We start from the raw sequence: 26597 nt of genomic DNA, 5'->3' as shown, positions 1-26597 counted from the left end.
CGGGTACCTGGACGGCGAACTCGCGTCCCCGGAGCGTCGGCTCGCGTACCTGGAGGGCCGGTTGGTGAGCCACCCGCGCGGCTCAATCACCGGTTCGGGCGTGCCGAGGTTTCGAGGGGTCCTTCCGGGGGAACGCCGGTCGCGTGAGCAGTTTCGTGACGGGGTTGCGCCAAGGTGCTCGGCTCGGCATGGTCGCGGCGTTGACGGGACCCGTTCTCGCCACCCGCGTGGCCGCTGCCGCCGCGCCGGTCTTCGACGAACTAGCCGCCCGCTCGGCGAAAAAGGCGGGGGAGACCGTCCAGACGCTCGCGTACACCGTCGTGCGCGTGGGACGTGTCGCGCAGAACGCCAGTGGGGCCCGGTCACCCGTGTGGCAGGCGGGCCGCCGCGTTCATGTACCAGTACGTCCGGACGAGACCGAAGACGAGGTGACGCCGGGCGCGGGCCGGGTACTCGCGAGGAAGGTCGCCGGACATCCCTCGGTGGCCGGTGCCTACTGGGACGCGGGCCTGGGCAGTGTGGTCGCGCATCTGGCCGAGGACGCCGTCGCCGACGAGGTCGTCGAATGGATCACCGAACGGACCGGGCGGCACGGCCTGACGCCTGCCGAGCCGGTGGAAGCCGGGCCCGCGCATCCGGGGGACGTCTCCGGCGTGCGTAGCGCCGTGCTGGCGCTGGCCATGGACGGCGTCGGCCTCGGGATCGCGTTGAGCACCAGGGCGATGCGTGCCCGCCGAGCCCATGAATGGCTGCGCGCCGCGGTCAGCTCGGTCCGGGAACACCCCACGGCGCGAGCGCTGCTGAACGAGCGTTTCGGCTGGTACACGGCGGAACTGACACGCGCGGCCGCGAACGCCGCGGCCAGGGGCGTGAGCCAGGAGCCCGCCGAGCTGGCGCTGGACGTCGTGCTGCGCACCAGCCAGCTTGCGGAGGCGATCGCCAGGGCGATGGCCTTCGACGCCGCCCACGACGAGCTGTGCGCGCCGGATCGGCCGAGCATGGGCGTGACACCCGAGCCGCGATGCGCGCAGATCCCGGTGGAGGACTACGCCGGTGGCGCGGTGAGCGGCGGGCTGCTCGGCACACTGGCCGAGCTGGTGCTGACCCGCGACCTCGGGAAGGCGGCCGACGCCGCGCTCGCGGTGTCGCCGATGCCCGCCAGGTACGCGCACACGGCGTTCCACTCGGCGATGGGCCTTGCCTTGGCACGAGAGGGAATCCTCGTCCGTGACCCGGATCGGATCAAGGCACTGGACGCCGTCGACACCGTGGTCCTGCATGTGAGCGCGCTCTTCGACGGGGACGGGCTGGATCCGTACGCCGAAGCGGTGCTCGAAGCCGCCCGCGCGGCCGACTCGCGCGTCGTGGTCGTCGGCACGACCGCCGACGACGAGCTCGGCGAGTTCGCCGCGCTCGCCGACGATGTTCTGTCCACAGAGGACGAAGAAACTTTCGCGGGGCTCGCGACCCGGTTGCACGGCGAAGGCCGTGTCGTGCTCACGATCGCCCGCCCGTCCCCGGATGCCCGGCCGGGCTCGGACGAGGTCGCGGGCCTGCTCGCCGGGGACGTCTGCGTCGCGCTCACCGATGGCCGGACGCCGGTGCTGTGGGGCGCGGACCTGATCGTCCGCCGTGGCCTCGTCGGCGCGTGGCGGATCCTGGTCGCGGCCGCCGCCGCCCGCGCGAACGGCAGGCGGGCGACCGAACTCGCGACGGCCAGCGCGGTGGTCGGCGGGCTCGCCCTGCTGACCGGCCGCGGCAGGCGAAGCCGCTCGCTGCTGCCGCTGCTGCCCCGGCTGGACCCGGTGGCACTCGGCGGGATCAGCGGTCTCGCGCTGGGCTGGGGCTCGGCGCTGCGGATGGCCACGACCCGGCCGCCCGCCGCGAGGCCCAGGATCGCGTGGCACGAACTGAGCGTCGAGGAGGTCACCGGCCGCCTGCGGGAAAACCTGCCCGCACCGACGCCGCTGGACACGGTGGCGCACCGCATCCGGACGGCGGCCACCGCGGTGGTGGAGCATCCCGCGGCCGCTCCGCTCCGGCTGGGCGCGGGCCTGGCCACCGATGTCGTGCGCGAACTGGACGACCCGCTGACACCGGTGCTCGCGCTGGGCGCCGTGGCCTCGGCGGTGGTCGGTTCGCCGGTCGACGCGGGGCTGGTCGCGGCGGCGATGGGGCTCAACGCGTTTGTCGGCGGCGCCCAGCAGTTCCGCGGCAGGCGCGCACTGGCCAAGTTGCGCGAGGACGAACGGCAGAAGGCACGCAAGGTGGTCTCGGAGTCCGCCACTGTCACCACGGACGCGCGGGCGCTGGAACCCGGCGACGTGATCGAGGTGCGGACCGGTGACGTGGTCCCCGCCGACGCGCGGCTGTGCGCTCTCACCGATCTGGAGGTCGACGAGTCCGCGCTGACCGGGGAATCCCTCCCGGTGGCGAAACAGCTGGAGCCGACGCCGGGCGCGTCGGTGGCCGAACGTGGCTGCCTGGTTTTCGCCGGTACCACGGTGGTCAGCGGTGAGGGGCGGGCCATCGTCGTGGCCACCGACGAGCAGACGGTGTCCGGGCGCGCGGTCAGCCTGGCCGCGCGAACCCCTGGGGCGGCCGGAATCCAGTCCCGGCTGCATCGGCTCACTCGCCGGGCGCTGCCGCTGACCCTGCTCGGTGGCGCGCTGGTGACCGGGCTGTCCGCCGTCCGCGGACGGCCGCTGCGCCGCGCCGTCGCCGGGGGTGTGGCGATCGCGGTCGCCGCGGTGCCCGAGGGGCTGCCGCTGGTCGCCACCGTCGCGCAGCGTGCGGCGGCACGGCGGCTGTCCGCGTTCGGTGTGCTCGTGCGGACGCCGCGGGCGCTGGAAGCACTCGGCCGGTTGGACGTGGTCTGCTTCGACAAGACCGGAACCCTTACCCAGAACCGATTGCGCGTATCCGTGGTGACCACATCGGACGGTCAGCCGTCCGAAGCGGACGGTGACAAGACGGCGTTGTCGGCCGCCGCGCGAGCCTGCCCCGGTGCGGACGGCGGACCCGCCGCGCATGCCCACGCGACCGACTGGGCCATTTTGGACGCGGCGGGCCGGGAAGCGGATTGGACCGAAGTGGACAGTCAGCCGTTCGAGGCCAGCCGGGGTTACTCGGCCGCCGTCGGCCGGGACGGGACCGGGCGGACAATGCTGGTGGTCAAGGGCGCGCCGGAGACCGTGCTGCGCGCCTGCGACGCGGACCGGCATGTCGTCGAGGCGGGGGAGTCGCTGGCGGACAACGGGTTGCGGGTCATCGCGGTCGCGGGCAGGGAGATCGCCGACGAGGCGGATCGGCCGGAGTTCGGCAATGGGAACGACGAGAAAGTGTTGGCAAGACTGAGTTTTCTCGGATTCGTCGGGTTGTCGGACACGCCGAGGGAAACCGCCGAGACGCTCGTCAGCGGACTGCGGGACGCGGAGATCGCGCCGGTGATGCTGACCGGCGATCACCCGCACACGGCGCTGGCGATCGCGAAGTCGCTGGGCTGGCCCGAGGACACCACGGTGCTGACCGGCGACCAGCTCGCCGGCCTCGACCGGACGCGGCGGGCCGAGGCGCTGGGCGGCGCCGGGGTGATCGCGCGCGTCGCACCGGAACAGAAGCTCCAGGTGGTCGAGGCGCTGCGGGAGGCGGGCCGGGTCACAGCGATGGTCGGGGACGGGACCAATGACGCCGCAGCGATCCGGGCCGCCGATGTCGGCGTCGGGGTGCGGGCGCGTTCCTCGACGGCCGCGCGCACCGCCGCGGATCTCGCCTTGGCGGAGGACGATCTGACGGTCCTGCTGGAGGCCGTGGCCGAGGGCAGGGCGCTGTGGCGGAGCGTCTCCGACGCGGTCGTCATCCTGGTGGGCGGCAACGCGGGGGAGGTCGGATTCTCGGTGCTGGGCACCCTGATCTCCGGCGATTCGCCGCTGGGGACCCGCCAGCTCCTGCTCGTCAACCTGCTCACCGATCTGTTCCCCGCCATGGCGGTCGCCGTGACCCGGCCGGACGACGGGGAAGGCGAGGCGGCCACCGGGCTCGGCAGCTCGCTGACCAGGGACATCACCAGCCGCGGCGTGACCACCGGCATTGGCGCGACCACGGCGTGGCTGATCGGCCGGTCGACCCCGGGCACCGCCCGCCGCACGAGCACGATGGCCCTGTGCGGCCTGGTCGGCACCCAGCTGGCGCAGACCCTGCGCGGGCGGTGGCACAGCCCGCTGGTGGTCGGCACCGCGGCGGGTTCGGCCCTCGTGCTGGCCGCGCTCGTGCAGACGCCGGGTGTCAGCCAGTTCTTCGGCTGTACCCCGCTCGGCCCGGTCGCCTGGGCGGGCGTGGGCTGCGGCGCCGGCGCGGGCGCGGTGGCCTCCCGGCTGCTCCCCGGCCTGAGCTGAAGGACGCTTTCAGTGCACTGGCGGTGCTGAAGGACGCTTTCAGTGCAGTCAACGCACTGAAGGCGTCCTTCAGCCTCGGCGCCCTGCCGGGTCGGACGGGAGTGTCACCACCAGGAGAGTGCGCCGAGTGCGGCGACGCCCGCCAGCAACCACGCCACGTAGTCGCCGATGTGCCCGGACTGCAGTTCGTGCAACGTGTGCAGGACATTCCTGGCGGCGCGCGGTCCGCGTGGCAGCCATCGCCACAGCGTCGCGGCGCAGGCGCCCAAAGCGGCGAGTACCGCGACGGACGCGGTGAGAATTCCCGTCGCCGTCCAGTCCGCTGTGGACGGTGGCGCGGGCGCGGCGGGAAGCACCGGGAGGACGTCGTGGAGGTAGGCCAGGCGGTCCGCGGCCTGACTCCCCGCCTGGACGGCCCACTCCCGTACGACGGGAAGAACTCCGGCGAGCAGAGAACACAGCAGGAGACCGATCGCCGAGGCGAGCATGACCGCCGGAGTGCCCGTCATCCGCTGTCCGGTCTCGGGTTCTTCAGGCGAGCCCGTGCTGGTCTCCTCGGCGCTGTCGTGTGGTGGCTTGCCGAGTCCGAAGTAGACACGGGCGCCCGCGCACAGCACTGCGGCACCGGTGAGTGCCGAAACCCCGAGGAACAGCGGGGTCAGCCAGGAAGGCCCGGCATGTTCGCTGACGCCCTTTCCCAGCGCGACACCGAACGGCGGCAGCCCGGTGAGCGCCAGCGCGGCGAACAGGAACAACACCGCCTCGGTGCGGGCGGGCCGGGCAGTGCCGTACAGCTCGTCGATGTCGACGCTGCCGTATCTGTTGCGCAGCATGCCGGTGAGCAGGAACAACGCGCCCTTCGCGCCCGCGTGCCCGGCCACGGCCAGCGCGAAACCGCTCAGCGCCGGACCGTCGAGAATGGACAGTCCACAGAGGAACATGCCGACGTGCGCGACGGTGGAGTAGGCGAGCAGGCGTTTGAGATGCCGTTGGGTGCAGCTCAGTATCGCACCGGTCACGGCGGTGACGACGCCGAGGACGAGCGCGGTGCGGCTGAGCGCCGCGTCGCCGAGCGCCGGTGCGAACACGATCCGGTACACCCGGATCAGGCCGTAGAGTCCCAGCTCGACCATGATGCCGGAGAACAGGACGCAGACCGGCGCCGGTGCGACGGCGTGCGCGTCGGCGAGCCAGAAGTGGAACGGCGCCGCGGCGGCCTTGACCAGGAGCCCGGTCGCGACCAGGACGAACGCGGCGACGACGAGCGTGTCGTGGTGTGCCGGTGACAGCGCCGCGGCGATCTGGGCCATGCCGAGTTGCCCCGTCCTGGCGTAGAGCAGGCCGATCCCGGTCAGGGTGAAATAAGCGCCGAGGGAGTTGAGTACCCCGAAGGTGAGCGCTCCCTGGACGGATTCCGCTTCGTCGGCCTGATAACCGGTGAGCGCGTAGGCGACCGCGCTCATCAGCTCGAAGAAGACGAACATGGTGAACAGGTCGCCGGTGAACAGGAAACCGAGCATGCCGGTCAGGAACAGGAGCATCATCGCGTGGAACCGCGCTTCGACGGCTTCGAAGTACCGCCAGCCGTAGAGCAGCGCGAACGTCAGCAGCGCCGCCGCGAGCAGGCCGAGCAGCGCGGAAAGCCCGTCGGCGACGAGGACGATCCCGACGGACCGGGTGTCCCGCGGTGGGTGGCCGCCCAGCCAGTTCACCACCCGGCCGTGGCAGCACGTGGTCACCAGCACGGCCAGCACCGCGACGACGCCGAGCGTGCACGCGATGGCCAGCGTGTCGACCACCGTCCGGGGCAGCAGCCGCCCGAGGCCCAGCAGCACGCAGGCGCCGAGCAACGGGAGCGCGATCGCGAGCGCGGGCAGGGCGGACACGGGTCAGCCCCGCAGCGCCCGGAGCTCGTCCGGGTCGATGGTGCCGTGCCGCCGGGAGACCTGGAGGGTGATGGCGAGCAGTAGCGCGGTGATGGTCGCCGACACGACGATGTCGGTCAGCGTCATGGCCTGCACCATCGGGTCCACGACGGGTGTGGCGGGCAGGATCGGCGGGCTCGCGCCCCGCTGGTAGCCGATGCCCAGCAGCAGCACGTAGGTACCCGCCTGGGCGACCGACAGCGAAACCACGGCGTGGATCAGGTTCCGGCTGCGGACGATGGCCAGGCAGCCGATCAGCAACAGCCAGGCGGCCACGCCGTAGCATCCGTAGGCCGCGATCACGACCGGCGCCGTTCGCGGATCAGGCCCTGTTCGAGGAACTGGGCGAGCATGACCAGCAGCCCGGCCGCGACCTCGGCGCCGATGAACAGGCTCAGCAGTGGCACCGTGCCCGTCGACAGCAGGGAACCGAATGTGCCGACGGGCAGGAAGTTCGCCAGGAACGAACCGGCGAGGCCGAGCCCGAGCAGCCCGGTGAGCACGTAGAAACCGGTCCCCGCGGCCTCGGCGTACTCACACCAGCCGATCGGCCGGAGGCGGGACAACGCGGGGTAGTCCCCGGCGAGGTACAGCAGATGCCAGCCGGTCGCGAGCACGACCCCGCCCTGGAACCCGCCGCCCGGCGTCAAATGGCCGTGCAGCACCACGTCCAGGCCGAGCAACGTCGTCAGCGGCAGCAACAGGTAACCGGCCAGCTTGACGGCGGGCAGCACCGGACGGTGGTCCGTGCCGATGCGCCGCCGCTCGGCCGCCGACGGGGCGAGCAGGCACAGCGTGCCGACCACGGCCGCGGTCACGATCGTCTCCTCGCCGAGAGTGTCCAGCGCCCGCAGGTCGAAGTTGATCGAGGACACCAGGTTCGGGGTCGCGTGCTCCAGCGCGGGGCCGAGCACGAGATCGCGGTAGAGATGCCCGGATCCGCCCGGCATGGGCACGCGCGTGAACGCGGCCAGCAGCAGCGTCGCGATTCCCGCGACCCCGAGCAGCGCCAGCACCGTCCGGATCCGCCGCGTCATGGCTTGCCGCCCCGGACCTTGCGCAACGTCAGCAACACCAGCAGCGGCACGATCGCCGAGCCGACGACCAGCTCGGACAACGCGACGTCGGGGGCCTGCAGGACCACGAAAAGCACGGTGAGGAGCAGGCTGAACACCGACAACGTGATCGCCTGGCGAGCGGGGTCCTCGGTGCGTACCACGATCGTCCCCGCCACCGCGACGAACGCGAGCGCGATCAAGAGCAGGACGGCGTTCACCGCTCGTCCCGGTCCTCGGCCAGGCGCGCGGTCGCCGTCTGCTGCACGGGGCCGGTGAGGGCGAGGAGGACGACGGTCAGCGCCACCATGCCCGAGGTGAGGTTCCAGCCGATCTCGACGACGAGGCCGAGCCCGATCAGCGGGCCGCCCATCGTCGTCACCGGCGCCAGGAAGTGCAGGCGCGCCAAGGTGGTCCTGGCCCGCAGCATGCCGAACGCCGCGATCAGGACCACACCGACCCCGGCGAACGCCGGCACCGCCGCGAAGACGTTCATCGCTGCCCCAGCAGCCGGACGAACACGAGTGTCCCGGCGAAGGCCAGCAGCGCCAGGACAAGCGGCAGGATCAGCGCGCTCGAAGGTCCGTATCCCTGCGCGAGCACGAGCAGCGCGAGGACCGTGACCGCGCCGCCGAGTTCGAGTCCGGCCATCCGGCTCGACGGGGTGCCCCTGGCGGCGAGCCACAACGCCGGGCCGAGCCCGCCGACGAGGAGCAGGGCCGCCGCGATCAGCCAGCCGGTCATCGCCGGATCCTGTCCAGCACGGCCGATTCGCCGGACAGCAGCCGATGGACAACCACGGTCCGCCCGCCGGGCGGTACGTCGGCCACCATCGCGCCGGGGGAGAGCCCGATCGCGACGGTCGCGACCGCCTGCCGCGCGGCCACCCGGTCCGCGGGCAGCCGCAGCGTCTCGAAGTGGCCGGTTTCCCGCGTCCGCAGGGCGCGGACCGTCTCGGTCGTGACGGCCAGGGGGATGTGCGTGAACCACCGGAGCCAGCTCACTCGTGGTTTTTCGATCCCGCCCAGCGCGCGGCCCGCGAAGGGCACTATCACCGCGCAGGGCACGGCGGCGATCGCGGCGGCGACGAACTCCGCGATGTCCACAGTGGACGTCGTGAGCAGCCACGCCGCGGTCAGCGCCGCCCACCAGGCCAGAACCCGAAGCATGCCACGCGGGTTCCCCGGCTACCCGGGAATAAACGCCGAATCAGCTCCCGGACGGCGCCTTGCTCAGGTCGACCACGCAGAAGACGTTGTCGTCCGGGTCGGCCAGTACGACGAAGTCGGGATTCGGCGGATAGTGGTCCCAGTCCACCACGTGCGCGCCGAGTTCGACGAGCCGCACGACTTCGGCCTCCTGCTCGGCCGGGGTGTCGACCAGCAGGTCGAGGTGGATACGGGGGTGCTCCTCGGCGGGAGAGTCGCTGCGCATCAGCCCCAGCACCCTGCCGGACCCGTCCGCGTGGGCCAGCGTCCGCCACGTGTCGCTCGCCCACTCCTCGGTGGGAACCAGGTGCAGCGCCGCAGACCAGAATGCCGCCGCGCGTTCGACGTCCTTCACCCCGATCACGGGGAACCCCAGACGCAGCACGGCTAGGCCTCTTCCCGGCGCGCTGCCAGAACGTCCTCTGTGGACTCCCTGGCGTCGAAGGTCCGCGGGCTCTGGTGCAGTCCGAGCATGTCCAGCAGCATGGCGCAGTCGTCGGCGTCGCGTGCTCCGGTCGCCACCACCGAGGCGGCCCGGCGCCGGACGTCCACCTGCTCGGGTGTGTCCTCGCCCTCCATCGCGAGATCCGGTGAAGGACGTAGCCTGCTCGTCACGTCGTGCATGGTCGCACCCCTCTCGGTCTGACATGGGGGTACCCCGAGCGCGCCGGTTCACACCCCAGGCTGTGATCACGGCCTCCTCGACGCGTGGTGCTGCTGTGACAGCCGTTTGCCGGGGAACGGACGGGGTAACCGGGGCCGATGAGACTCGCGGTTCTGGACATCGGTTCGAATTCGGCCCAGTTGCAGGTGGTGGAGGTGGTGGCAGGGGCGCCGCCGCTGCCGGTGCACGCGGTGAAGGCACCCACGTTGCTCTCCGAGGAGCTGCGCGCGGACGGGGCGCTGGGCGAGGCGGGGGTCGAGCGAGCCGCGGACGCCGTGGGCAAGGCCGTCGAGGCGGCGGCCCGGCTCGACGTGGACCAGCTCTACCCGTTCGTGACGGCGGCGGTGCGGGACGCGGTCAACCGCGCGGAGATCATCGACCGGATCGAGCAGCGGTCCGGGGTCCGGCCGCAGTTCCTCTCGGGAGAAGAGGAAGGAAGACTGACCTACTTCGCGGCACGAAGATGGTACGGCTGGTCGGCGGGCCGGTTGCTGCTCGCGGACATCGGCGGCGGCTCGATGGAGCTGGTGCTGGGCCGCGATGTGGAGCCGGAACTGGCGACCTCTCTCCCGTTGGGGGCGGGCAGGCTGACCCGCGAGTTTCTCACCTCGGACCCGCCGACGCGCCGGGAGCTCAAGACGTTGCGCGGGCACGTCCGCACGACGCTGGGCGAGGTACTCGACCGGCTTCGCTGGGAAGGGGACGCCCGGCGGATGGTGGTGACGTCGAAGACCTTCAAACAGCTCGCGCGGCTGGCGGGCGCGCCGGCCCGGCGGAAGGGGCCGTTCGTGCGGCGTGAGCTCCGCCGGTCCGATCTGCGGAAGTGGATTCCCCGGCTCGCCCAGGTCCCCGCCGTCGAACGCGCCCGGTTCCGGGGCGTTTCGAAGCCACGGGCGCGGCAGATCGTCGCGGGGGCGGTGGTGGCGGAGGCGACGTTGGCGGCGCTGGACGTGGACGTCGTCGAGGTCTGCCCGTGGGCATTGCGCGAAGGCATCCTGTTGCGCCATCTGGAGGCGGTCACGGATCTGCCCCTGCTGGACCTGCAACCGCTGACCGCGATGCACGAGGAACGGGAGGTCCCCCGTATCCGCCGGGAGGAGAGCCCGCTGCATCTCGCGGCCGAGCCTCCTGCCGAGAAAACCCCGGTCTGAGCCCCTGAATCCGGTGTGTGCGGCCGGGTGCCCGCGGTGTCGGACGCGGACACCCGGCCGAAATCCACGTTCGCTTCGTGAATTCTCCGCGCGGTGCGCTATTCGTAAGAATAGGTAACCCCAGAGGTCGTGCGGCGGCGAAACACGCTTCCTCGCGGATGCGAAGCGTTCGTGGTCAGTAGCACTGGAGGGTGGGGCTCGGCCTCGGCAGGCCGGGTTGTTCGGACGGCTGACCGTCGGCGTCGAGGACCTGGTCGCCGTAGATGTCGTGGAGCCAGTTGGTGTGGTAGATCGTGTCGAGATAGCGTTCGCCGAGATCCGGGGCGATGGCCACCGCGGTGAGGTCGCGCGCGTCGTGCTGGTCGAGCCACGCGGTGGCGCCGCTGACGACCGTGCCGGTCGAGCCGCCGAAGAGGAAACCGCTGCGCGCCAGCCGGTGACAGGCGCGGACGGTGTCGGCCTCCTCGACGAGCACGACTTCGTCCACATAGGACACGTCGAGCAGCGGCGGGCGGACGCTCGTGCCCAGCCCCGGCAGCATCCGCCGTCCCGGCGGGCCGCCGAAGGTCACCGATCCGACGCTGTCCACCGCGATGACCCGGACCGGCCGGTGCCACTCCCGGAAGTACTGCGCGCACCCCATCAGCGTGCCGGTGGTGCCCGCCCCGACGAACAGGACGTCCAGCTTCGGAAATGCCTCGGCGATCGCGGGCGCGGTGCGGCGGTAGTGCGACCGCCAGTTGTTGGGGTTGCGGTACTGGTCGAGCCAGACGTAGCGGCTGTCGGCGGCGCACAGTGCGCGGACGTAGTCGATCCGCGCCCCCAGGAAACCGCCGGCGGCACTGGGCTCGGTGACCACGTGCACCTCGTTGCCCAGCGCCTCGATCGCGCGCCGGGTGGAGAGATTGCACCGGGAATCGGTGACACACACGAAGTGGTAACCACGGCTGGCGGCGAGCATGCTCAGCGCCACGCCGAGGTTGCCGGACGACGATTCGATCAGCACCGATCCGGCGGTGAGCGTTCCGTCCCGCTCGGCGGCGTCGACCATTTCCGTCGCGGCCTTCAGTTTGATCGATCCGGCGAAGTTGAAGCCTTCGCATTTCAGGTAGATCGGATGCCCGAAGCTCCATTGGAGGTCGATGTAGAGCTCTTCCTCGTTGAAGGCTTCGGGAACGGTTATGACGGGCACTGTGCTCTCCTCGTGTCCGGGCTGTGCGTTCGGTCAGCCATAGCGGCGCAGCTCCCGGAAGAAGTCGTCGATGATGTGGAGTTCGCCGGCGCGCGAGATCTCGTCGTAGACGTACTTGCCGACGGCGAGATCGAGCACGCCGAGGCCGAAGGGCGAAAAGATCAGCGGCCGGTCCGTGGGCGGGACCACCCGCCCGGCGATGACGTCGTCGAGCGTGCCGAGCAGGAAGTCCCGCGTCCCGGTGCGCTGCTCGGCCAGATGCGGCGAGGTGTCGGCCTTGAGGCAGTGCTCGACGTCGTCGACGACGTTGGCCGAGGCGAGCAGGATCTCGGGCGCGAGATCCCGCAGCGACACGTGCAGGACCAGCGGATGATGGTCGAACCACGTGACGTCCTCGACGTGCGGCCGTCCGGCGACGGTGGCGAACACCACCAGATCACTGGACCGGATCAGCTGTTCGGCCGTCTCGTGGACGGTCACCCGGCCGGGATCCGCCTGGTCCAGATAGCCGCGGAAACCCGCCGCGTTGTCCGAGGAAAGGTCGTGCACCCCGATCTCGTCGAACGACCAGCCGGTGGCCGCCAGGAAGGTGTGGATGTAGCGGGCGATCAGGCCCACCCCGAAGAACCCGACGCGGGTGGGACGCTCCCGGCCGCGGCTGAGCACGTCCGCGGCCAGTGCCGCCGACGCCGCCGTCCTGGTGGCGCTGATGATCGAACTTTCCAGGCAGGCGAAGGGATATCCGGTGTCGCGGTCGTTGAGGATCAGCACCGCGGAGGCCCGCGGGATGCCGGCCGCCACGTTGTCCGGATAACTGGAGATCCACTTCAGGCCGTCGACCCCGACGGACCCGCCGATCGACGCGGGCAGCGCGATGATCCGGGCGGTGGGGCGATCGGGGAACCGCAGGAAATAGGAGGGCGGGTTGACCGAGTCCCCGGCGCCGTGCAGCCGGTAGGTCTCCTCGACCAGCCCCACGATCCGGCTCTCGCGGCCCTGCAGCGCGTCGTGCACCTGGGCCCCGGAGATCACCGCGAACGGCGGCGCGGTGGCGGGGGCGCCCGTGGCGGTCATCGGGTCCTCACCTCCACGGTGGGCGCGCAGTCGGCAAGGCGGATCGGGTCGCCCATGCCGACGACCACCTCGCGCGGCCCGTCGAAGGCTTCCCTGCTGTGCGCGGTGCGGATGTTGTCGACGAGCAGCAGATCGCCCGCCTGCCAGGGTTCTCGCGCGGTCTGGGCCTCGTAGACGTCGTTGAGCAGCTGCACGACGTCCTCGCCGATGGGGTCGCCGTTGCCGAAGCGCGTGGTGAACGGCAGTCCGTCGGCGCCGTAGAGGTCCACGAGGTATTCCCGGATCTCGGGCTCGATCGTCCACTCGTTCAGGAACGCGATCTGGTTGAACCAGCAGCGCAGTCCGGTGAGCGGATGGCGGATCACGGCGCTGCGCCGTTGCCGGGTGCGCAGTCCGCCGTCGGGCTGCCAGGCGTACTCGATGGCGTTGTCCCGGCAGTACCGTTCGATGGCCCGGCGGTCGTCGGTGCCGAACGTTTCGCCGACCGACGCCCCGATTTCCTCGTTGTAGCAGCGGACGAGCTGCCAGCCGTCCCGTTCGAACCGATCGACAAGGTCGGGCGGCAGCGCCGCGAGCACGGCCGCCGCGTCGGCGACGCCGGTCACGCCGCCACCGGCGGGCGGGGTGAGGCACGCGAACAGCATGAGGCCGGGGAATTCGAGGGTGTAGCTGAGTTCGTGGTGCATGCACATCGGCTGATACGGCGGCCACGGTGTGGAGGAATAGACGCCGGGGGAGTAGGCCGGGCGCGGGGCGAAGGGTTCCTTCTCCGCCATCAGTTCGCCGGTCAGTTCCCGGAAGACGGCGGCGGTTCCGGCCGGTTCGGCGAGGCCGAGACCACGGATCAGAAGCGAGCCGTGTTCCATGACGAGGGCGCGCAGGGCGTCCCGGTGCCCGGCGGCCCAGCTCGGCGGGGCGTCGATGTGCTCGACGTCCAGCGTCGGGGGCGCGCCGGGGCGCAGGGCCACGTCGAGCAGCGACGCCGCGGACGAGGATGACATTTCCGTGTTCCTTTCGGTTGTGCCGGTCGTGCTCAGGACAGGGAACTCAGCCGGGCAGTTTTCGGCCGGCGTCGAGTAATTCGGCGAGATCGGCGAGGACGGGGTGCCGGGTGATGTCCTTCAAGGACACCGTGCGGTCGAGCGCGATCGCCAGTTTCACCGCCGACAGCGACGATCCGCCCCGGTCGAAGAAGTGGTCTCGCCGCCCGAGCTGGTCCGCGCGGACGCCGAGCACGCCGGCCCAGGCTTCCGCCAGCCGCTTTTCGGTCGGCGTGCGGGGCGCGTGGTGCTGCCCGCCACTCTCGTCGCCGCGGTGGAGTTCGGCGGCCCGTACCGTGAGTGTCTTCTTGTCGATCTTTCCGTTGGCGTTCACCGGAAGGCGGTCCTGCCACTGGAAGGCCGACGGCACCATGTACTCGGGCAGCGACGCGCCCAGCCGCGTCCGCAGGGTGTCGAGTTCCAGCGGTCGCCCGGCCGAGTAGAAGGCCACCAGATGTTTGCTCCGGTCCGCTCGCTCGACGACCACCACCGCCGCGTCGCGGACGCCGGGGACACACAGCAGGGTGTTCTCGATCTCGCCGATCTCGATCCGGAAACCGCGGATCTTGACCTGAGTGTCGCGGCGGCCGAGGAACTCGAGCTTCCCTTCGGGCAGCCACCGGCCGTGGTCGCCGCTGCGGTAGAGCCGCTGTCCGGGGTGATACGGATCGGTGCGGAAGGCGGCCCGCGTGCGTTCCGGATCGTTGACGTAGCCACGTCCGACGCACACGCCCGAGAAGACGATCTCACCGGGGGCTCCCAGCGGCACCAGGGACAAGTGCTCGTCGACGACGTAGACGCGCACGTTGTTCACGGCGGGGCCGAGCGGAACCCGGTCCCGGTCCGGCGGCCGGGTCAGCACCTCGTGGTTGGTGTCGTCCGAGGTCTCGGTCAGCCCGTAAGCGTTGACGAGCTTGATGTCCGGTTCGGCCGCGAACCAGCGTTCGGTGAGTTCCTTCTTCAGCGCCTCACCGGTGACCGACACGCAGTGCAGGTCCGGCAGCGGCCGGGGGTTTTGCTCCACAAAGGACAGAACGACTTCGAGATAGGACGGGACGAGCTGGAGCACGTTGACCCGGCCCTCGACGACGGTGTCGACGAACCGCCGCACGTCGAGGATGATCTCCTGCCCGATCACCAGCGTCCGGCCGCCGACCAGGAGCCCGGCGACGAGCTGCCACAGTGAGATGTCGAAACACTGCGGGGCGGTCTGGGCGACGATCTGGCCTTCGGCGATCCCCAGATCGTCGATCTTGGCGTAGAGGTGGTTGAGCATGCCGGCGTGTTCGAGCATCGCCCCCTTCGGTTCCCCGGTCGAGCCGGAGGTGAAGTAGATGTAGGCGAGCTGATCCGCGGTGACCTCGACGCCGAGATCCGTCTCGTCGTGCTGTTCGGCGCAGGCCGTGTCGATGAGGAGGGACCGGGTGCCGGGCAGGGTGTCGAGCGCCTTGCCGAGCGTGGTGGTGCTGCCCGGCTCGGTCAGCACCAGCCCGCATTCCGCGCGCGAGAGGGTCTTCGCGATGCGGTCGGCCGGGAAATGCGGCTCGATGGGCAGATAGACGCCCCCTGCCTTGAAGATCGCGAGGACGGCGGCCAGCCAGTCCAGACCGCGCTCGGTCACCACCGCGACGACGTCCTCGCGGTGCAGGCCCCGCGCCAGCAGGGCTCGCGCCAGCCGGTTGGCACGGGCGTTGAGCTGCCGGTAGGTCCACCGCCGGTGCCCGTGCACCGCCGCGACCGCGTCCGGGTGGACGCGCACCCGCTGCTCGATCAGCTCGTGGACCCGGAGATCCGGCAGCTCCCGGCGGGGCCCGGCGAGATCTTCCAGCTGCCGGGCGAGTTCCTCCTCGGAAAGCAGGGATTGCCCGCTGTGCCCGGCATCCGGGTCCGCGCCGAGCGAGGCCAGTGCGGTGTGGTGGTAGCCGCCGATCCTGGCCGCGAAGTCCGCGTCGAGGACGTCGGTGCGGTACCGGATCCGCAAGTTCAGCCCGCCCGCGTCGTCCACCAGGCCGACCGACAGCACGGCGTCACCGGCGAGATCCCCGCCGTGGCCGCCCGGATCGAGGACGGTCTCGAACACCGGCCCGGCCAGGCTCAGCTCCCGCCGGAGGCCGTCGAGCGGAAAGTCCTTGTGTGCCAGCAACTGTGACTCGGCCTTGGCGGCGTCGTGGAGCAGCGCTCGCCAGGACCCCGGTTCGATCGTCAGCCCGCACGGCAGCGGCTGCCCGCCGGGCGCGGCGCGGTACCCCAAGGTGACTTCGCGTTCGCCGGACAGCGCGGCGAGTACCTTCGCGTGCACCGCGAGCAGCACGGAACTCAAGGGGATGGACAGGCCTTCTGTCATTCGGCGCAGCGTCTTCACGAGGTCGCCGGGTATCGGGGTTTCGTGCTCGGTGGCACCGGCCACCGGGTGCAGTGTCCATTGTGGAATTCTCGTGGCCCCGCCTGCGGCGAGCACGGCAGCCCAGTACTCCCGGCCACCTCCGGCCGGTGTCCTCGCGCCTTCCGCTCTGCTCACGGTTTCCTCTCCATTCGCTGGTGTTCGGGCGTCGTCGACCACGGCGGCGTCGAAAGCGCTCGAGCCGGCCTGGGTCCAGGGGTGAGTTGTCGTCGGTTCCGGTCAGTGGACGCGTGCGGGCCGCACTGCGGCGTCCCGGATCTCGCCGGCCGGGTTTCCGCCCCAGTGCGTGTGTTTCGGGACCTCTTCGCCCTTCATGAGGAAGGAATCGGGCGCGAGCACGGCACCCTCGCCCATCCGCACGCCGTAGTGGACCCACGCGCCGGTCCCGATGGTGCAGTCGTCCCCGATGGTGATGCCGTCGAGCTTGAAGCCGCCGTCCTCCTGGGAATGACACTGGATGATCGAGCCGGCGTTGAGCGTGACGTCGTCGCCGATGGTCACCAGCGTCTTCTCCGGCATCCCGCAGCCGTCGTCGAAGAGCCTGCGGCCCACCCGTACCCCCAGCAGCCGCCACGCGAGGCCCTTGAAGGGCGTGCCGTTCAGCAGCTGGAGGTGCAGTGTCGTCGAGGCGGCCTTCCAGAACCGTTCGTGCCGCCAGAAGCGGCGGTCGTAGATCGAACAGGACAAGGGTTTCAGCGGCCGGATCAGGGTGACCACTCGCTCGACGAAGACGAAGTAGCCGATGCTGTACAGGACCATGACGATCGAGTCGAACGCGATCACCGGCGCGCCGATGCGGCTGTAGAGGACATCCGTGCCCCAGCTGAGCAGGACCACGCCGAAGAAGTAGAGCCACTGCGACAGCACGTACAACGCCATGGTGACGGCGTTGTGCCTGTTCTTGGCGGCGAGCCTGCGGCGAAGCTCGTCCGCGGTCTCCGGATGGTCGAACTGGCTGTCCCGTTCGACCGAACGCGGGATCTCGAAACTGGGCGAGCCCAGCAGCCCGACGCCCTCGCGGACCTCCCCGTCGATGGGGACCAGGACCTTGGTCGCGAGCAGGCAGTTGTCACCCGTCTTCGCCGCGGCGGGGAAGACGACGTTGTTCCCCAGGAAGTTGTGTGCCCCGATCGACGCACGGGACACGCGGAAGGACGTGTTCGAGTAGTCCGCGTTGACGACCGACAGCCCGTCCGCGATCATCGTCCCCCTGCCGACCGCGCTCAGGTAGGGCGATTCGAACCTCTCCTGCAGCCCGAAGTTCGAGCCGGTCTGCTCGACCTTCGCCAGGTCGCAGCCGAGGACACGCAGGTAGTGCACGATGGCGGAGCTGTCCCCGAAGAGCGTCTTGAAGAACTTCGCGTTGGTGACGAGCCGGATGGCGCGGTGCAGCGAGTAGTGGACGCCGTACAGCGGATACACCTTGCCCGGTTCGAGCGCGAGGTCGAGCAGCCGGGGAACCGTGGTGCTGAACAGGAATCCGGCGAGCCGGAGGCCGAAGAAGAGCACGAGCGAAGCGATCAGGGCGTCGCGGTAGAACGTCCAGCTCGTGAAGTCCAGCAGCACCGAGCCGCCCAGCAGGGCGGCCAGCCGCGGGACCTGGTTCAGCACGAGGTCGATGCCGCCGAGCATCAGCGGTGCGAACAGCCCCACGAGCACCAGCAGCTGGCGGACGACGTAGAAGCCTCTCCGGAAGTTCCCGTTGCCGGTCGAGCCGATCGCCCGGTAGTCCAGATCGGCCCGCTGCGCGGGGGAGCCGTGCCAGCATTCCCCGTCCGGTACCGCCTGCCCGGTGTGCAGGGAGGAGGTGTGGCCGAGCTGGGACCCTTCGCCGAGTGTGGTCCCGAGGTCGATGGTGGACATCTCCCCGACGAACGCGTTCTTCCCGAGCGAGACCGTGCCCGTCTGGATCATTCCGGCGTGTGCCCGGTATCCGGTGAAGAACGAGTCCCGCCGGACGACCGCGCCGTCGCCGATGGTCAGCAGGTCGGTGCAGACGGGCACATGCTGGGAGAAGATCGTGACGCCTCTCCCGACACGTGCCCCGAGCGCTCTCAAGTAGATCGAATACAGCGGGGAACCGGCGAAGAACAACACCAGCACGTTCCGCTGCACCAACGTCTTGACGAGCCAGAAGCGGAAGTACGTCAGGCTCCACACCGGGATCTCGCGTGGCCGCCACCGGCCGATGACCATCCATTTCACCGCGATCGGCACCGTGCACAGCACCGCCAGCAGCGCGCCCCCGAACGCCACCGAGCGCAGGTAGTACCCGAAGAAACCGGCCCCGCCCGAGATCCACTCCGCGCCCAGCGACATGGCCACCGCGAGGAAGCACGAATACGCCAGGAAGAACAGCACTTGCAGCGCCCCACAGAGGCTGTACCGCAGCGTTCCGGCCCGCTGCTTCGGCTCCATCGCCTCCTTCGCCGGGGCCTCTTGCTCGACCGGGGCCTGCTCGGCGTCCGTCAGCGCCGTCGCCAGGCTGCTGACGGTCGGGTAGCGGTAGATCTCCCGCATCGACACCGGCGGGAGGTCCGGTCTCTTCCTGACGCGTGCGCAGAACTTGGCCATCAGCAACGAGTTGGCGCCCAGATCGTCGAAGAAGTGACTGTCCGGACCTACCTGCTCACCCCCCACTATGTCGGCCAGAACCTGAGCGAACTCGCGCTCGACACCGGCGGTCGAACCAGCCTCGGTCATAGAAGACTCAGTTAGCCCCACGCCGTCGATAATCAACGTCTTTAACCGTGAAGTAACCCCCGGCGTCCGAATTCTTCTGTTCCGTAACCCGTTTGAAATAAAAGTCGCCCGCGAACTTCGCAAAATCACGAATACCGCTCAGATCACGTGAAATGGCACCGTGTTGCCGGAAACAAGATCCATGCTACACGAGAATTTCGACAGGCCGTTTCTTGTCGAAATTAACCAGTGGTAAAAGTGGTGCTCATGGTGGTGGAGTTACCATCCTGTGCGTGTTCACGATACTCCGATCGGCAGTAATATGATAGCCCCATAAGGGAAACTGATGGCCCAGGAGAGTGTTCTTCGCTCATGATACGGGCGGCTGGGTAACAAAACTCTGTCGCTGCACGGGACGTGACCGAAGATAACGGTTGGTTCACGCGCGCCGCGGTGAATTGCACGAGGCATGCGGTGAAGGCCGGGTTGCCGTCGGCTGACCTGAGCCGCCGTTATCGCGGTCGCGCGGGTTCGGCTTTTGCCCGGCGTCGCACGGTTTGGGCGCGCGGTTCACCCCGTGGGAATCTCGCAGTGTCTCGCAGAGTGCCTGAGTGCTCGCTGAGAGTGGGATCGGTTTCTCGCGGAGTCCGCAAAGGACGGTGGTGCTCACCGGCGCCCGCGTGGCCCGGCGGTGTGGTGGTCCCGGTGCGGCTCCCAGCCGCGTTCGGGGGTGCGGGTGCCGATCCGGCCGGGGCGGCGGCCGCGGTAGACGAGGTAGGGCCGGAACAGGTACTGCAGCGGAGCGCTGAACGCGTGGACGAGCCGGGAGAACGGCCACAGCGTGAACAGCACCATGCCGATCCCGGTGTGCAGCTGGTAGTCCAGCGGTGCGTGCGCGAGCAGTTCCGGCCGCGGGTGCAGGAGGAAGATCCCGCGCATCCACGGGCCGATGGTCTCCCGGTAGTCGTAGCCGCCGCGGGCGCCGTTGTCGACGATCGTGGTCGCGAGCCCGGCCAGCAGGACGAGCACGAGCACCACGTACATGGTTTTGTCGCTGCGCGTCGTCGCGTCCCGGACGGCGGGGGTGCGCAACCGCCGCCAGAGCAGCAGGGCCAGCCCGGCGATGGCGGCGAGCCCGGCGACCGTGCCGAGCAGCAGGGAGACGACGTGGTAGTCGTCCTCGGTGATGCCGACCAGTTCCGTGAGGTTCTTCGGCACGAACAGGCCGAGCACGTGCCCGCCGACGACCATCAACAGTCCGAAGTGGAACAACGGGCTGGCGACCTTGAGGATCCGTGACTCGTGCAGCTGCGAGGAGCGGCTCGTCCAGCCGAACCTGTCGTAGCGGTACCGCCAGACGGTCCCCGCGATCAGCAGCGCGAGCGTGGCGTAGGGCGCGGCGCCCCACAACAGGATGTCGATCGTCGAGATCATGGGAATTCCTTGCGCCCGGTGGGGTAGGGACCGAGTCCGACCAGTTCGGCGGGCGGGCCCGTCTCGGACAGAGCCACGGCGGCGCGTTCGTCCGGCGGTGGCGCCGTCGCCAGCACCACGGCGACGGTGTCCCGATACGGCGTGTCGAGCGTCCCGAGGTGACGGTGCAGCAACCGCAGCGCCGGGGTGAACCGCGCCAGCAGCCCGTCGGCCGCCGTGGGCACCGCGTTCGCGGCGAATTCGAGCAGGACCGGGAGGAAGTCGGGCAGCTCGTTCTCCGCCGGGACGAAGCCGTGGTCGCGGTAGAACGCCTTGAGCGCGGCCAAGGTCTGTCCACGGCGCCGGGTGTCGCCGTCGGTGAACCAGCTCAGGTGCAGGGTCCGGCGGGGTTTGCGCTCGAAGACCTCGACGTAGTGCGCGGCCAGGGAAAGCGGCTCGCCGCCGGACAGGTATCGGATCGTCCGCGTCAGTTCCGCGTGCCCTGGCGAAGCCGGGTCGAGTTCGGCGAGGCAGGCGCGGAACAGCGGGAGCTTGCCCAGAACGGATTCGTCGGGGTACTGCAGGCACCAGCCGCACAGCTGACGCAGGACGGCCAGGGTCCGCTGATCCGCGCCCCGGGCCTTCCGGACGGAGAGCCTCACCGGGACTCACCGCCGTGGAGGGTGGGGAAGAGCCCGGCGGGCCGGTCGTCGGGCTTCCAGCTCACCAGGTCCACCCGGCCCGGCCCGGCAGGGGTTCCGCCCATGCCGGGGCCGCCGTCGACGTCGAGACTGCACTGGGTCGCGATGCCTTCGAGGTCGTGTGCCTGGCCCGTCCCGGCCGTCGGGATGACGTAGCGTTCGTCGTACTTCGCCAGCGCGAGCAGCCGGTACATCGCGAACATCTGCTCGCCGGTGAGGCCGACCGCGTGGAGCAGCGCGTCGTCGGGTTCCCGGCCGAGGTTCACCGCGCGCATGTACGAGCGCATCGCGGCGAGCCGGCGCAGCGACGCCCGGACCGGCGCGACGTCTCCGGCGGTGAACAGTTCGGCGAGGTATTCGAGCGGGATGCGCAGCGAGTCGATGGCCCCGAAGAGGTTGTCGCCGTCTTCGCCGTCGAACCCGCTGCCGGACACGGCCTCGGCCACCGGGGACAGCGGCGGGACGTACCAGACCATCGGCAGGGTGCGGTATTCCGGGTGCAGCGGCAGCGCGAGCCGGTAGTCGTGGATGAGCTGGTACACCGGGGAGCGCTGCGCGGCGAGGATCCAGTCGTGCCCGATACCCGCTCGCTCCGCGGCGGCCACGACGTCCGGATCGTGCGGGTCGAGCATGATGTCCAGCTGCGCGGGGTAGAGGTCGTGCTCGTCGGCGACACTCGCGGCCTCGGTGACGCGGTCCGCGTCGTAGAGCACGACACCGATGTAGCGCAGGCGCCCGACGCAGGTTTCCGAGCAGATGGTGGGCTCCCCGGCTTCGACCCTCGGATAGCAGAACGTGCACTTCTCGGCTTTGCCGGTCTTGTGGTTGAAGTAGACCTTCTTGTACGGGCAGCCGGTGACGCACATCCGCCAGCCCCGGCAGCGATCCTGGTCGACGAGCACGATGCCGTCCTCGGTGCGCTTGTACAGCGCGCCGGACGGGCAGCTGGCCACGCAGGCGGGGTTGAGGCAGTGCTCGCAGATCCGGGGGAGGTAGAACATGAAGCTCTGCTCGTACTCGAGCTTGATCGTCATGCCCACTTTTTCCCGCAGTGCCGCCAATACCGGGTCGTCGTCGCCGTGGTCGGCCGAACCGCCGAGGTCGTCGTCCCAGTTGGGGCCCCATTCCGGTTGCATCGGCTTCCCGGTGATCGCCGATTTCGGCGCGGCGGCCGGGACGTCGTCGCCGAGCGGGGCGTCGATCAGGGTGCTGTAGTCGTAGGTCCACGGCTCGTAGTAGTCGCCGATCCCGGGCAGATCGGGGTTCGCGAAGAGCGAGCCGAGCTTGCGCAGCCGTCCGCCGCCCTTGAGTTTCAGGCGACCGCGGTTGTTCAGCGTCCAGCCGCCGCGCCAGCGGTCCTGATCCTCGTAGCGGCGCGGATATCCTTGTCCCGGACGGGTTTCCACGTTGTTGAACCAGACGTACTCGGTCCCGGTGCGGTTGGTCCACGTCTGTTTGCACGTCACCGAACACGTGTGGCAGCCGATGCACTTGTCCAGGTTCATCACCATCGCGAGCTGCGCCATCGGTTTCATCGGGTCACTCGCAAGCTTCGTTTCGGCAGCATCAGTAGGTCACCTCCTGCGCGCGGCGGCGGATGACCGTGACCTCGTCGCGCTGGTTGCCGGTCGGGCCGAGATAGTTGAAGCCGAAGGACAGCTGGGCGTAGCCGCCGATGAGGTGGGTGGGTTTCATCAGCAGCCGGGTGAGCGAGTTGTGTGTCCCGCCGCGTTTTCCGGTGGCCTCGCTGCGCGGGACGTTCACCGCGCGATCCTGTGCGTGGTAAAGGAAAACGGTGCCGGTGGGCATCCGGTGCGAGACGATCGCGCGGGCGACGACGACGCCGTTGCGGTTGACCGCCTCGATCCAGTCGTTGTCGTGGACGTCGATGGCGGCGGCGTCGGCGGGGCTCATCCAGATCGCCTGCCCGCCACGGGAGAGGGTCAGCATGTGCAGGTTGTCCTGGTAGGTGGAGTGGATGGACCATTTGCTGTGCGGGGTGAGGTAGCGGACCGTCACCTCCTTGCCGTGCGGGCCGATCCGCGGCTCGCCGAACAGCCGGTTCATGTCCAGCGGCGGCCGGTACACCGGGAGCGCCTCGCCGAGTTCGTGCATCCAGTCGTGGTCGAGGAAGAAGTGCTGACGCCCGGTGAGGGTGTGCCAGGGTTTGCGGTGCTCGACGTTGATCACGAACGCGGAGTAGCGACGCCCGCCGCTCTCGCTGCCGGACCATTCCGGGCTGGTGATCACCGCCGCCGGCCTGCTCCTGGTGTCGGCGAAGGAGATCCGCTTGCCCTCGTGCTCGGCGGCCAGATGCGCCAATTCGGTGCCCACCCGCTGTTCGAGTGTGCGGAAGCCCTGCGTGGCCAGCCGCCCGTTCGTCGTACCGGACAGCGCGAGGACGGCGTCGGCGGCGCGGATGTCGGTGTCGATCAGCGGCCTGCCCGCCGCGGGACCGGCCGCGGCGACGCCGTTCTTCGTGCCGAGCCACGAGATTTCCTCGGTGACGTCGTAGGTGAGGCCCTTGGTCGCCGTGCCCGACTTCTCCAGCAGCGGGCCCAAGGTCGCCAGTTTCGCCGCCACCGCGGGATAGTCGCGTTCCACGACGGTCAGCTTCGGCATGGTGCGGCCGGGGACGGGTTCGGTCTCGCCCGCGCGCCAGTCACGGACGACACCACCCGGCTGGGCCAGCTCGGACGGCGTGTCGTGCGTCATCGGCGTCGCGATCAGATCCCGCCGGACCCCGAGGTGTGTTTCGGCGAGTTCGCTGAAGTGACGGGCGATCGTGTGGAAGGCGTCGAAGTCGGTGCGGGTCTGCCAGGGCGGATCGACCGCGGCGTTGAACGAGTGCACGAACGGGTGCATGTCGGTGGAGGACAGGTCGTGCTTCTCGTACCAGGTGGCTGCGGGCAGCACTACGTCGGCGAACAGCGTCGTACTGGTCATCCGGTAGTCCAAGGCCAGCAACAGATCGAGCTTGCCCTCGGGGGCTTCGTCGTGCCACACCAGGCTTCGCGGTCGCCGATCCGGCGGGGCCTCGGCCGCGCGCAGGTTCGCGTCGGTGCCCAGCAGGTGACGCAGGAAGTATTCGTGGCCCTTCGCCGAGGAGCCGAGCAGGTTCGACCGCCAGACGGTCAGCACCCGGGGCCAGTTCCGTGGTGCGTCGGGGTCTTCGCAGGCGAACCGGAGTTCGCCCGCGCGCAGCTGGTCGACGACGTAGCCGTCGGGGTCGTTCCCGGCCTCGTCGGCCAGGTCCAGGGGATTGCGGTCGAACGTCGGATAGGAGGGCATCCAGCCGAGCCGTGCCGACAGCGCCATCGCGTCGGCGGCCGTGGTGCCGGCGAGCTTTCCCGTGGCCAGCGGGGAAAGCAGGACGTCGTTGCGCAGCCCGTCGTACCGCCACTGCCCGGTGTGCAGGTACCAGTAGGCGGTGCCGATCATCTGGCGGGGCGGGCGCGTCCAGTCCAGCGCACCGGCCAGCGTGGCGTGCCCGGTCAGCGGCCGGACCTTCTCCTGGCCGACGTAGTGTGCCCAGCCGCCGCCGTTGCGGCCCTGGCAGCCGGTGAGCGTCAGCAGGGCGAGGAACGCCCGGTAGACGGTGTCGGAATGGAACCAGTGGTTCGTGCCCGCGCCCATCAGGATCATGCAGCGGCCACGGGATTCCGCCGCGGTTTCGCCGAACTCGCGGGCGATCCTGGCCACCCGTCCGGCCGGGACGGAGGTGATCTCCTCCTGCCACACCGGGGTGTACGGCTGCGAGGCGTCGTCGTAGTCCGACGGCCAGTCGCCCGGCAGGTTTTCCCGGCGCACCCCGTACTGCGCGAGCAGCAGGTCGAACACGGTCGTCACGAGCCTGCCCCCGACCGTCGCGGCGGGCACGCCCCGGCGCAGCACGGCGCCGGTGCCCTCGGGGCCGTCGAACCTCGGCAACAGGACCTCGACGTCCCGGTGTCCGGCCGCGTCCAGCGTGCTCAGCCGTGGGACGACGTCGCCGAGTTCGAGGTTCCAGCGTCCGGCGTCCTCGTCGTTCCAGCGGAAGCCCGCGGATCCGTTGGGCACCACTGGTTCGCCGGTCCGCTCGTCGACCAGGACGGTCTTCCACGCCGCGTCCGCGCCGGTGCCGCCGAGGTCCGCCTCGGTGAGGAACTTCGACGGCACGTGGGCGCCGTCGCGTTCTTCGAGGGTGACCAGGAACGGCAGGTCGGTGTTCTCGCGGGTGTAGCGGGCGAAGTATTCGATTTCCCGCTCGACGAAGAACTCCTTGAGCAGCACGTGTCCCATGGCCATCGCGAGCGCCGCGTCCGTGCCGGGGTGCGGCGCGAGCCATTCGTCGGCGAACTTGGTGTTGTCGGCGTAGTCGGGGGAGACCACCACGACCTTCTGACCCCGGTAGCGCGCTTCGGTCATCCAATGGGCGTCCGGGGTGCGGGTGACCGGGACGTTGGAGCCCCACATCAGCAGATACGCCGCGTCCCACCAGTCCGCGGACTCCGGCACGTCGGTCTGGTCGCCGAAGACCTGCGGGGAGGCGATCGGGAGGTCCGCGTACCAGTCGTAGAACGACAGCATCGGCGCCCCGATCAGCGCCATGAACCGGGAGCCGACCGCGTGCGAGACCATCGACATCGCCGGGATCGGCGAAAACCCGGCGACGCGGTCCGGGCCGTGGGTGGCGATGGTGTGGACGTGCGCCGCCGCCGCGATCTCGGCGGCTTCGTCCCAGCTCACCCGGACGAGACCGCCCTTGCCGCGCGCTTTCTGGTAGACCCGCCGCTTCCACGGATCGTCCACGATCGATTTCCAGGCGAGTACCGGGTCTCCGTGTACGTGGCGCGCGGAACGGTACATTTCCACTAGGACGCCTCGAGCGTACGGAAAACGGACACGAGTGGGAGAATAGGAATACCAGGAAAAGGACGCGCCGCGCGGGCAGCCGCGGGGTTCGTATTCCGGTTTGTCCGGGCCTACGGACGGGTAGTCGGGATCCTGGGTTTCCCAGGTGATGATCCCGTCCGACACGTAGACCTTCCAGCGGCACGAACCGGTGCAGTTCACCCCGTGCGTCGAGGGCACCACCTTGTCGTGGCTCCACCGGTTGCGGTAGAAGGAATCCCCTTCGCGGCCGCCGACGTGGTACACCGTGCGCAGGTCGTCCGACGTCGCGGACCGGGTGAGATATCTGCCGAGCCGCAGCAGGGTTTCGGCGGCGGAGCCCGACGCCGTCGTCGCGCTCTTCCGGCCACGATGACCCATATCTCGGGCACCTCCGTAAAAATGGCGTGAGAATCGACGGCCGGCATTGGGTGTGGCAGGCCGATCACGTCGGCGAGTGAGGATGGCGCCAGCGTAGCGCCATCATGATCTTCGCGCCGCTACTCGATCGTTTCTGTCGTGCGATTCACTCTAAGCGGCTAAGCGAAAAGCGATCAAGGTAAAGGAAAGTAAATCGTTTGTCAATTTTCGGTCGCGCGCTCTGTCCTGTCGACTGTGGACTGTTGTTCTAGACAACAGTAGCTCTCGGTAACGCTCGGCCCAGGTGGTCGCGGGGCTGGTGGACCATCCCGCACAAATACGACATAACGGACCCACTCTCGACGCATGTGTCATGCCGGTAAGGCCACCTTGGCGGGGGGTCTCGCGCCGCAGGTTGGCCTAACGGGGCCGGAGATCCTTTAGTTAACCGGCGGGTGCTTTTTA

General features: G+C 69.8%; 20 protein-coding genes. 2 read left to right on the top strand and 18 right to left on the bottom strand.

Annotated features, from left to right (window positions below):
* Positions 1-143: 143 nt before the first annotated feature.
* A complete protein-coding gene (locus tag ACFWY9_RS20015) occupies positions 144-4394 on the top strand; it encodes a cation-translocating P-type ATPase (RefSeq protein ID WP_378339508.1) in 4251 nt (1416 codons plus the stop codon).
* A 104-nt stretch (positions 4395-4498) separates the two neighbouring features.
* Here ACFWY9_RS20015 and ACFWY9_RS20010 read toward each other — a convergent pair whose 3' ends face one another.
* The 9 genes from ACFWY9_RS20010 to ACFWY9_RS19970 are packed head-to-tail and all read right to left on the bottom strand — an operon-like array spanning position 4499 to position 9206.
* Positions 4499-6280 (bottom strand): complex I subunit 5 family protein, encoded by a 1782-nt coding sequence (locus ACFWY9_RS20010; RefSeq protein ID WP_378339507.1) that lies wholly within the window; start codon positions 6278-6280, stop codon positions 4499-4501.
* Between the two features lie 3 nt (positions 6281-6283).
* Positions 6284-6622, bottom strand: coding sequence for a sodium:proton antiporter (locus ACFWY9_RS20005; RefSeq protein WP_378329243.1), 339 nt, complete (start codon positions 6620-6622; stop codon positions 6284-6286).
* Entirely contained in the window at positions 6619-7356 is a 738-nt protein-coding gene (locus tag ACFWY9_RS20000; protein ID WP_378339506.1) for an MnhB domain-containing protein, read from the bottom strand. Before ACFWY9_RS20000 ends, ACFWY9_RS20005 begins: the two co-directional genes overlap by 4 nt.
* Complete coding sequence (locus ACFWY9_RS19995) at positions 7353-7595, bottom strand: Na(+)/H(+) antiporter subunit B (protein ID WP_378339505.1); 243 nt, start codon at positions 7593-7595, stop codon at positions 7353-7355. The genes ACFWY9_RS20000 and ACFWY9_RS19995 overlap by 4 nt, the downstream gene beginning before the upstream one ends.
* On the bottom strand, positions 7592-7870 hold the full coding sequence (locus ACFWY9_RS19990; protein WP_378329240.1) for a cation:proton antiporter: 279 nt from the start codon (positions 7868-7870) through the stop codon (positions 7592-7594). The genes ACFWY9_RS19995 and ACFWY9_RS19990 overlap by 4 nt, the downstream gene beginning before the upstream one ends.
* Positions 7867-8118, bottom strand: coding sequence for a monovalent cation/H+ antiporter complex subunit F (locus ACFWY9_RS19985; RefSeq protein ID WP_378329239.1), 252 nt, complete (start codon positions 8116-8118; stop codon positions 7867-7869). The genes ACFWY9_RS19990 and ACFWY9_RS19985 overlap by 4 nt, the downstream gene beginning before the upstream one ends.
* A complete protein-coding gene (locus ACFWY9_RS19980; protein WP_378339503.1) occupies positions 8115-8543 on the bottom strand; it encodes a hypothetical protein in 429 nt (142 codons plus the stop codon). Before ACFWY9_RS19980 ends, ACFWY9_RS19985 begins: the two co-directional genes overlap by 4 nt.
* Positions 8544-8583: 40 nt before the next feature.
* Positions 8584-8967 (bottom strand): VOC family protein, encoded by a 384-nt coding sequence (locus ACFWY9_RS19975; RefSeq protein ID WP_378339502.1) that lies wholly within the window; start codon positions 8965-8967, stop codon positions 8584-8586.
* 2 nt (positions 8968-8969) lie between these two features.
* Entirely contained in the window at positions 8970-9206 is a 237-nt protein-coding gene (locus ACFWY9_RS19970) for a hypothetical protein (protein WP_378339501.1), read from the bottom strand.
* Positions 9207-9344: 138 nt separating this feature from the next.
* On the opposite strand from ACFWY9_RS19970, the gene ACFWY9_RS19965 reads away from it, so the two are divergent.
* Positions 9345-10397 (top strand): hypothetical protein, encoded by a 1053-nt coding sequence (locus ACFWY9_RS19965; RefSeq protein ID WP_378339500.1) that lies wholly within the window; start codon positions 9345-9347, stop codon positions 10395-10397.
* Positions 10398-10572: 175 nt separating this feature from the next.
* Here the strand turns inward: ACFWY9_RS19965 and sbnA are convergent, their stop codons facing one another.
* The 9 genes from sbnA to ACFWY9_RS19920 all read right to left on the bottom strand — a co-directional run bounded on the left by sbnA (position 10573) and on the right by ACFWY9_RS19920 (position 26153).
* Positions 10573-11589 (bottom strand): 2,3-diaminopropionate biosynthesis protein SbnA, encoded by a 1017-nt coding sequence (gene sbnA / locus ACFWY9_RS19960; protein ID WP_378329234.1) that lies wholly within the window; start codon positions 11587-11589, stop codon positions 10573-10575.
* A gap of 33 nt (positions 11590-11622) precedes the next feature.
* Positions 11623-12663, bottom strand: coding sequence for a 2,3-diaminopropionate biosynthesis protein SbnB (sbnB, locus tag ACFWY9_RS19955; RefSeq protein ID WP_378339499.1), 1041 nt, complete (start codon positions 12661-12663; stop codon positions 11623-11625).
* Positions 12660-13664 carry a TauD/TfdA family dioxygenase gene (locus ACFWY9_RS19950; protein ID WP_378339498.1) on the bottom strand — a complete coding sequence of 335 codons (1005 nt, stop codon included), beginning with the start codon at positions 13662-13664 and terminating at the stop codon, positions 12660-12662. Before ACFWY9_RS19950 ends, sbnB begins: the two co-directional genes overlap by 4 nt.
* 46 nt (positions 13665-13710) lie before the next feature.
* Positions 13711-16221: an amino acid adenylation domain-containing protein gene (locus ACFWY9_RS19945; protein WP_378339496.1), complete on the bottom strand. Its 2511-nt coding sequence runs from the start codon at positions 16219-16221 to the stop codon at positions 13711-13713.
* 102 nt (positions 16222-16323) lie between these two features.
* Positions 16324-18807 carry a Pls/PosA family non-ribosomal peptide synthetase gene (locus tag ACFWY9_RS19940; RefSeq protein ID WP_378339495.1) on the bottom strand — a complete coding sequence of 828 codons (2484 nt, stop codon included), beginning with the start codon at positions 18805-18807 and terminating at the stop codon, positions 16324-16326.
* Positions 18808-19452: 645 nt separating this feature from the next.
* Entirely contained in the window at positions 19453-20220 is a 768-nt protein-coding gene (gene narI, locus ACFWY9_RS19935) for a respiratory nitrate reductase subunit gamma (RefSeq protein ID WP_378329229.1), read from the bottom strand.
* Positions 20217-20861: a nitrate reductase molybdenum cofactor assembly chaperone gene (gene narJ / locus ACFWY9_RS19930; protein ID WP_378339494.1), complete on the bottom strand. Its 645-nt coding sequence runs from the start codon at positions 20859-20861 to the stop codon at positions 20217-20219. Before narJ ends, narI begins: the two co-directional genes overlap by 4 nt.
* The gene (gene narH / locus ACFWY9_RS19925; protein WP_378329227.1) at positions 20858-22435 is read right to left on the bottom strand and encodes a nitrate reductase subunit beta; all 1578 of its coding nucleotides are present in this window, start codon (positions 22433-22435) and stop codon (positions 20858-20860) included. The genes narJ and narH overlap by 4 nt, the downstream gene beginning before the upstream one ends.
* A 31-nt stretch (positions 22436-22466) precedes the next feature.
* Positions 22467-26153: a nitrate reductase subunit alpha gene (locus tag ACFWY9_RS19920; RefSeq protein WP_378339492.1), complete on the bottom strand. Its 3687-nt coding sequence runs from the start codon at positions 26151-26153 to the stop codon at positions 22467-22469.
* Between the last annotated feature and the right edge of the window lie 444 nt (positions 26154-26597).

Source organism: Amycolatopsis sp. NPDC059027, assembly GCF_042739735.1.
GTDB lineage: Bacteria > Actinomycetota > Actinomycetes > Mycobacteriales > Pseudonocardiaceae > Amycolatopsis.
The sequence above is the reverse complement of the archived record's forward strand: the minus strand, read 5'-3'. Positions and strand labels throughout refer to the sequence as shown.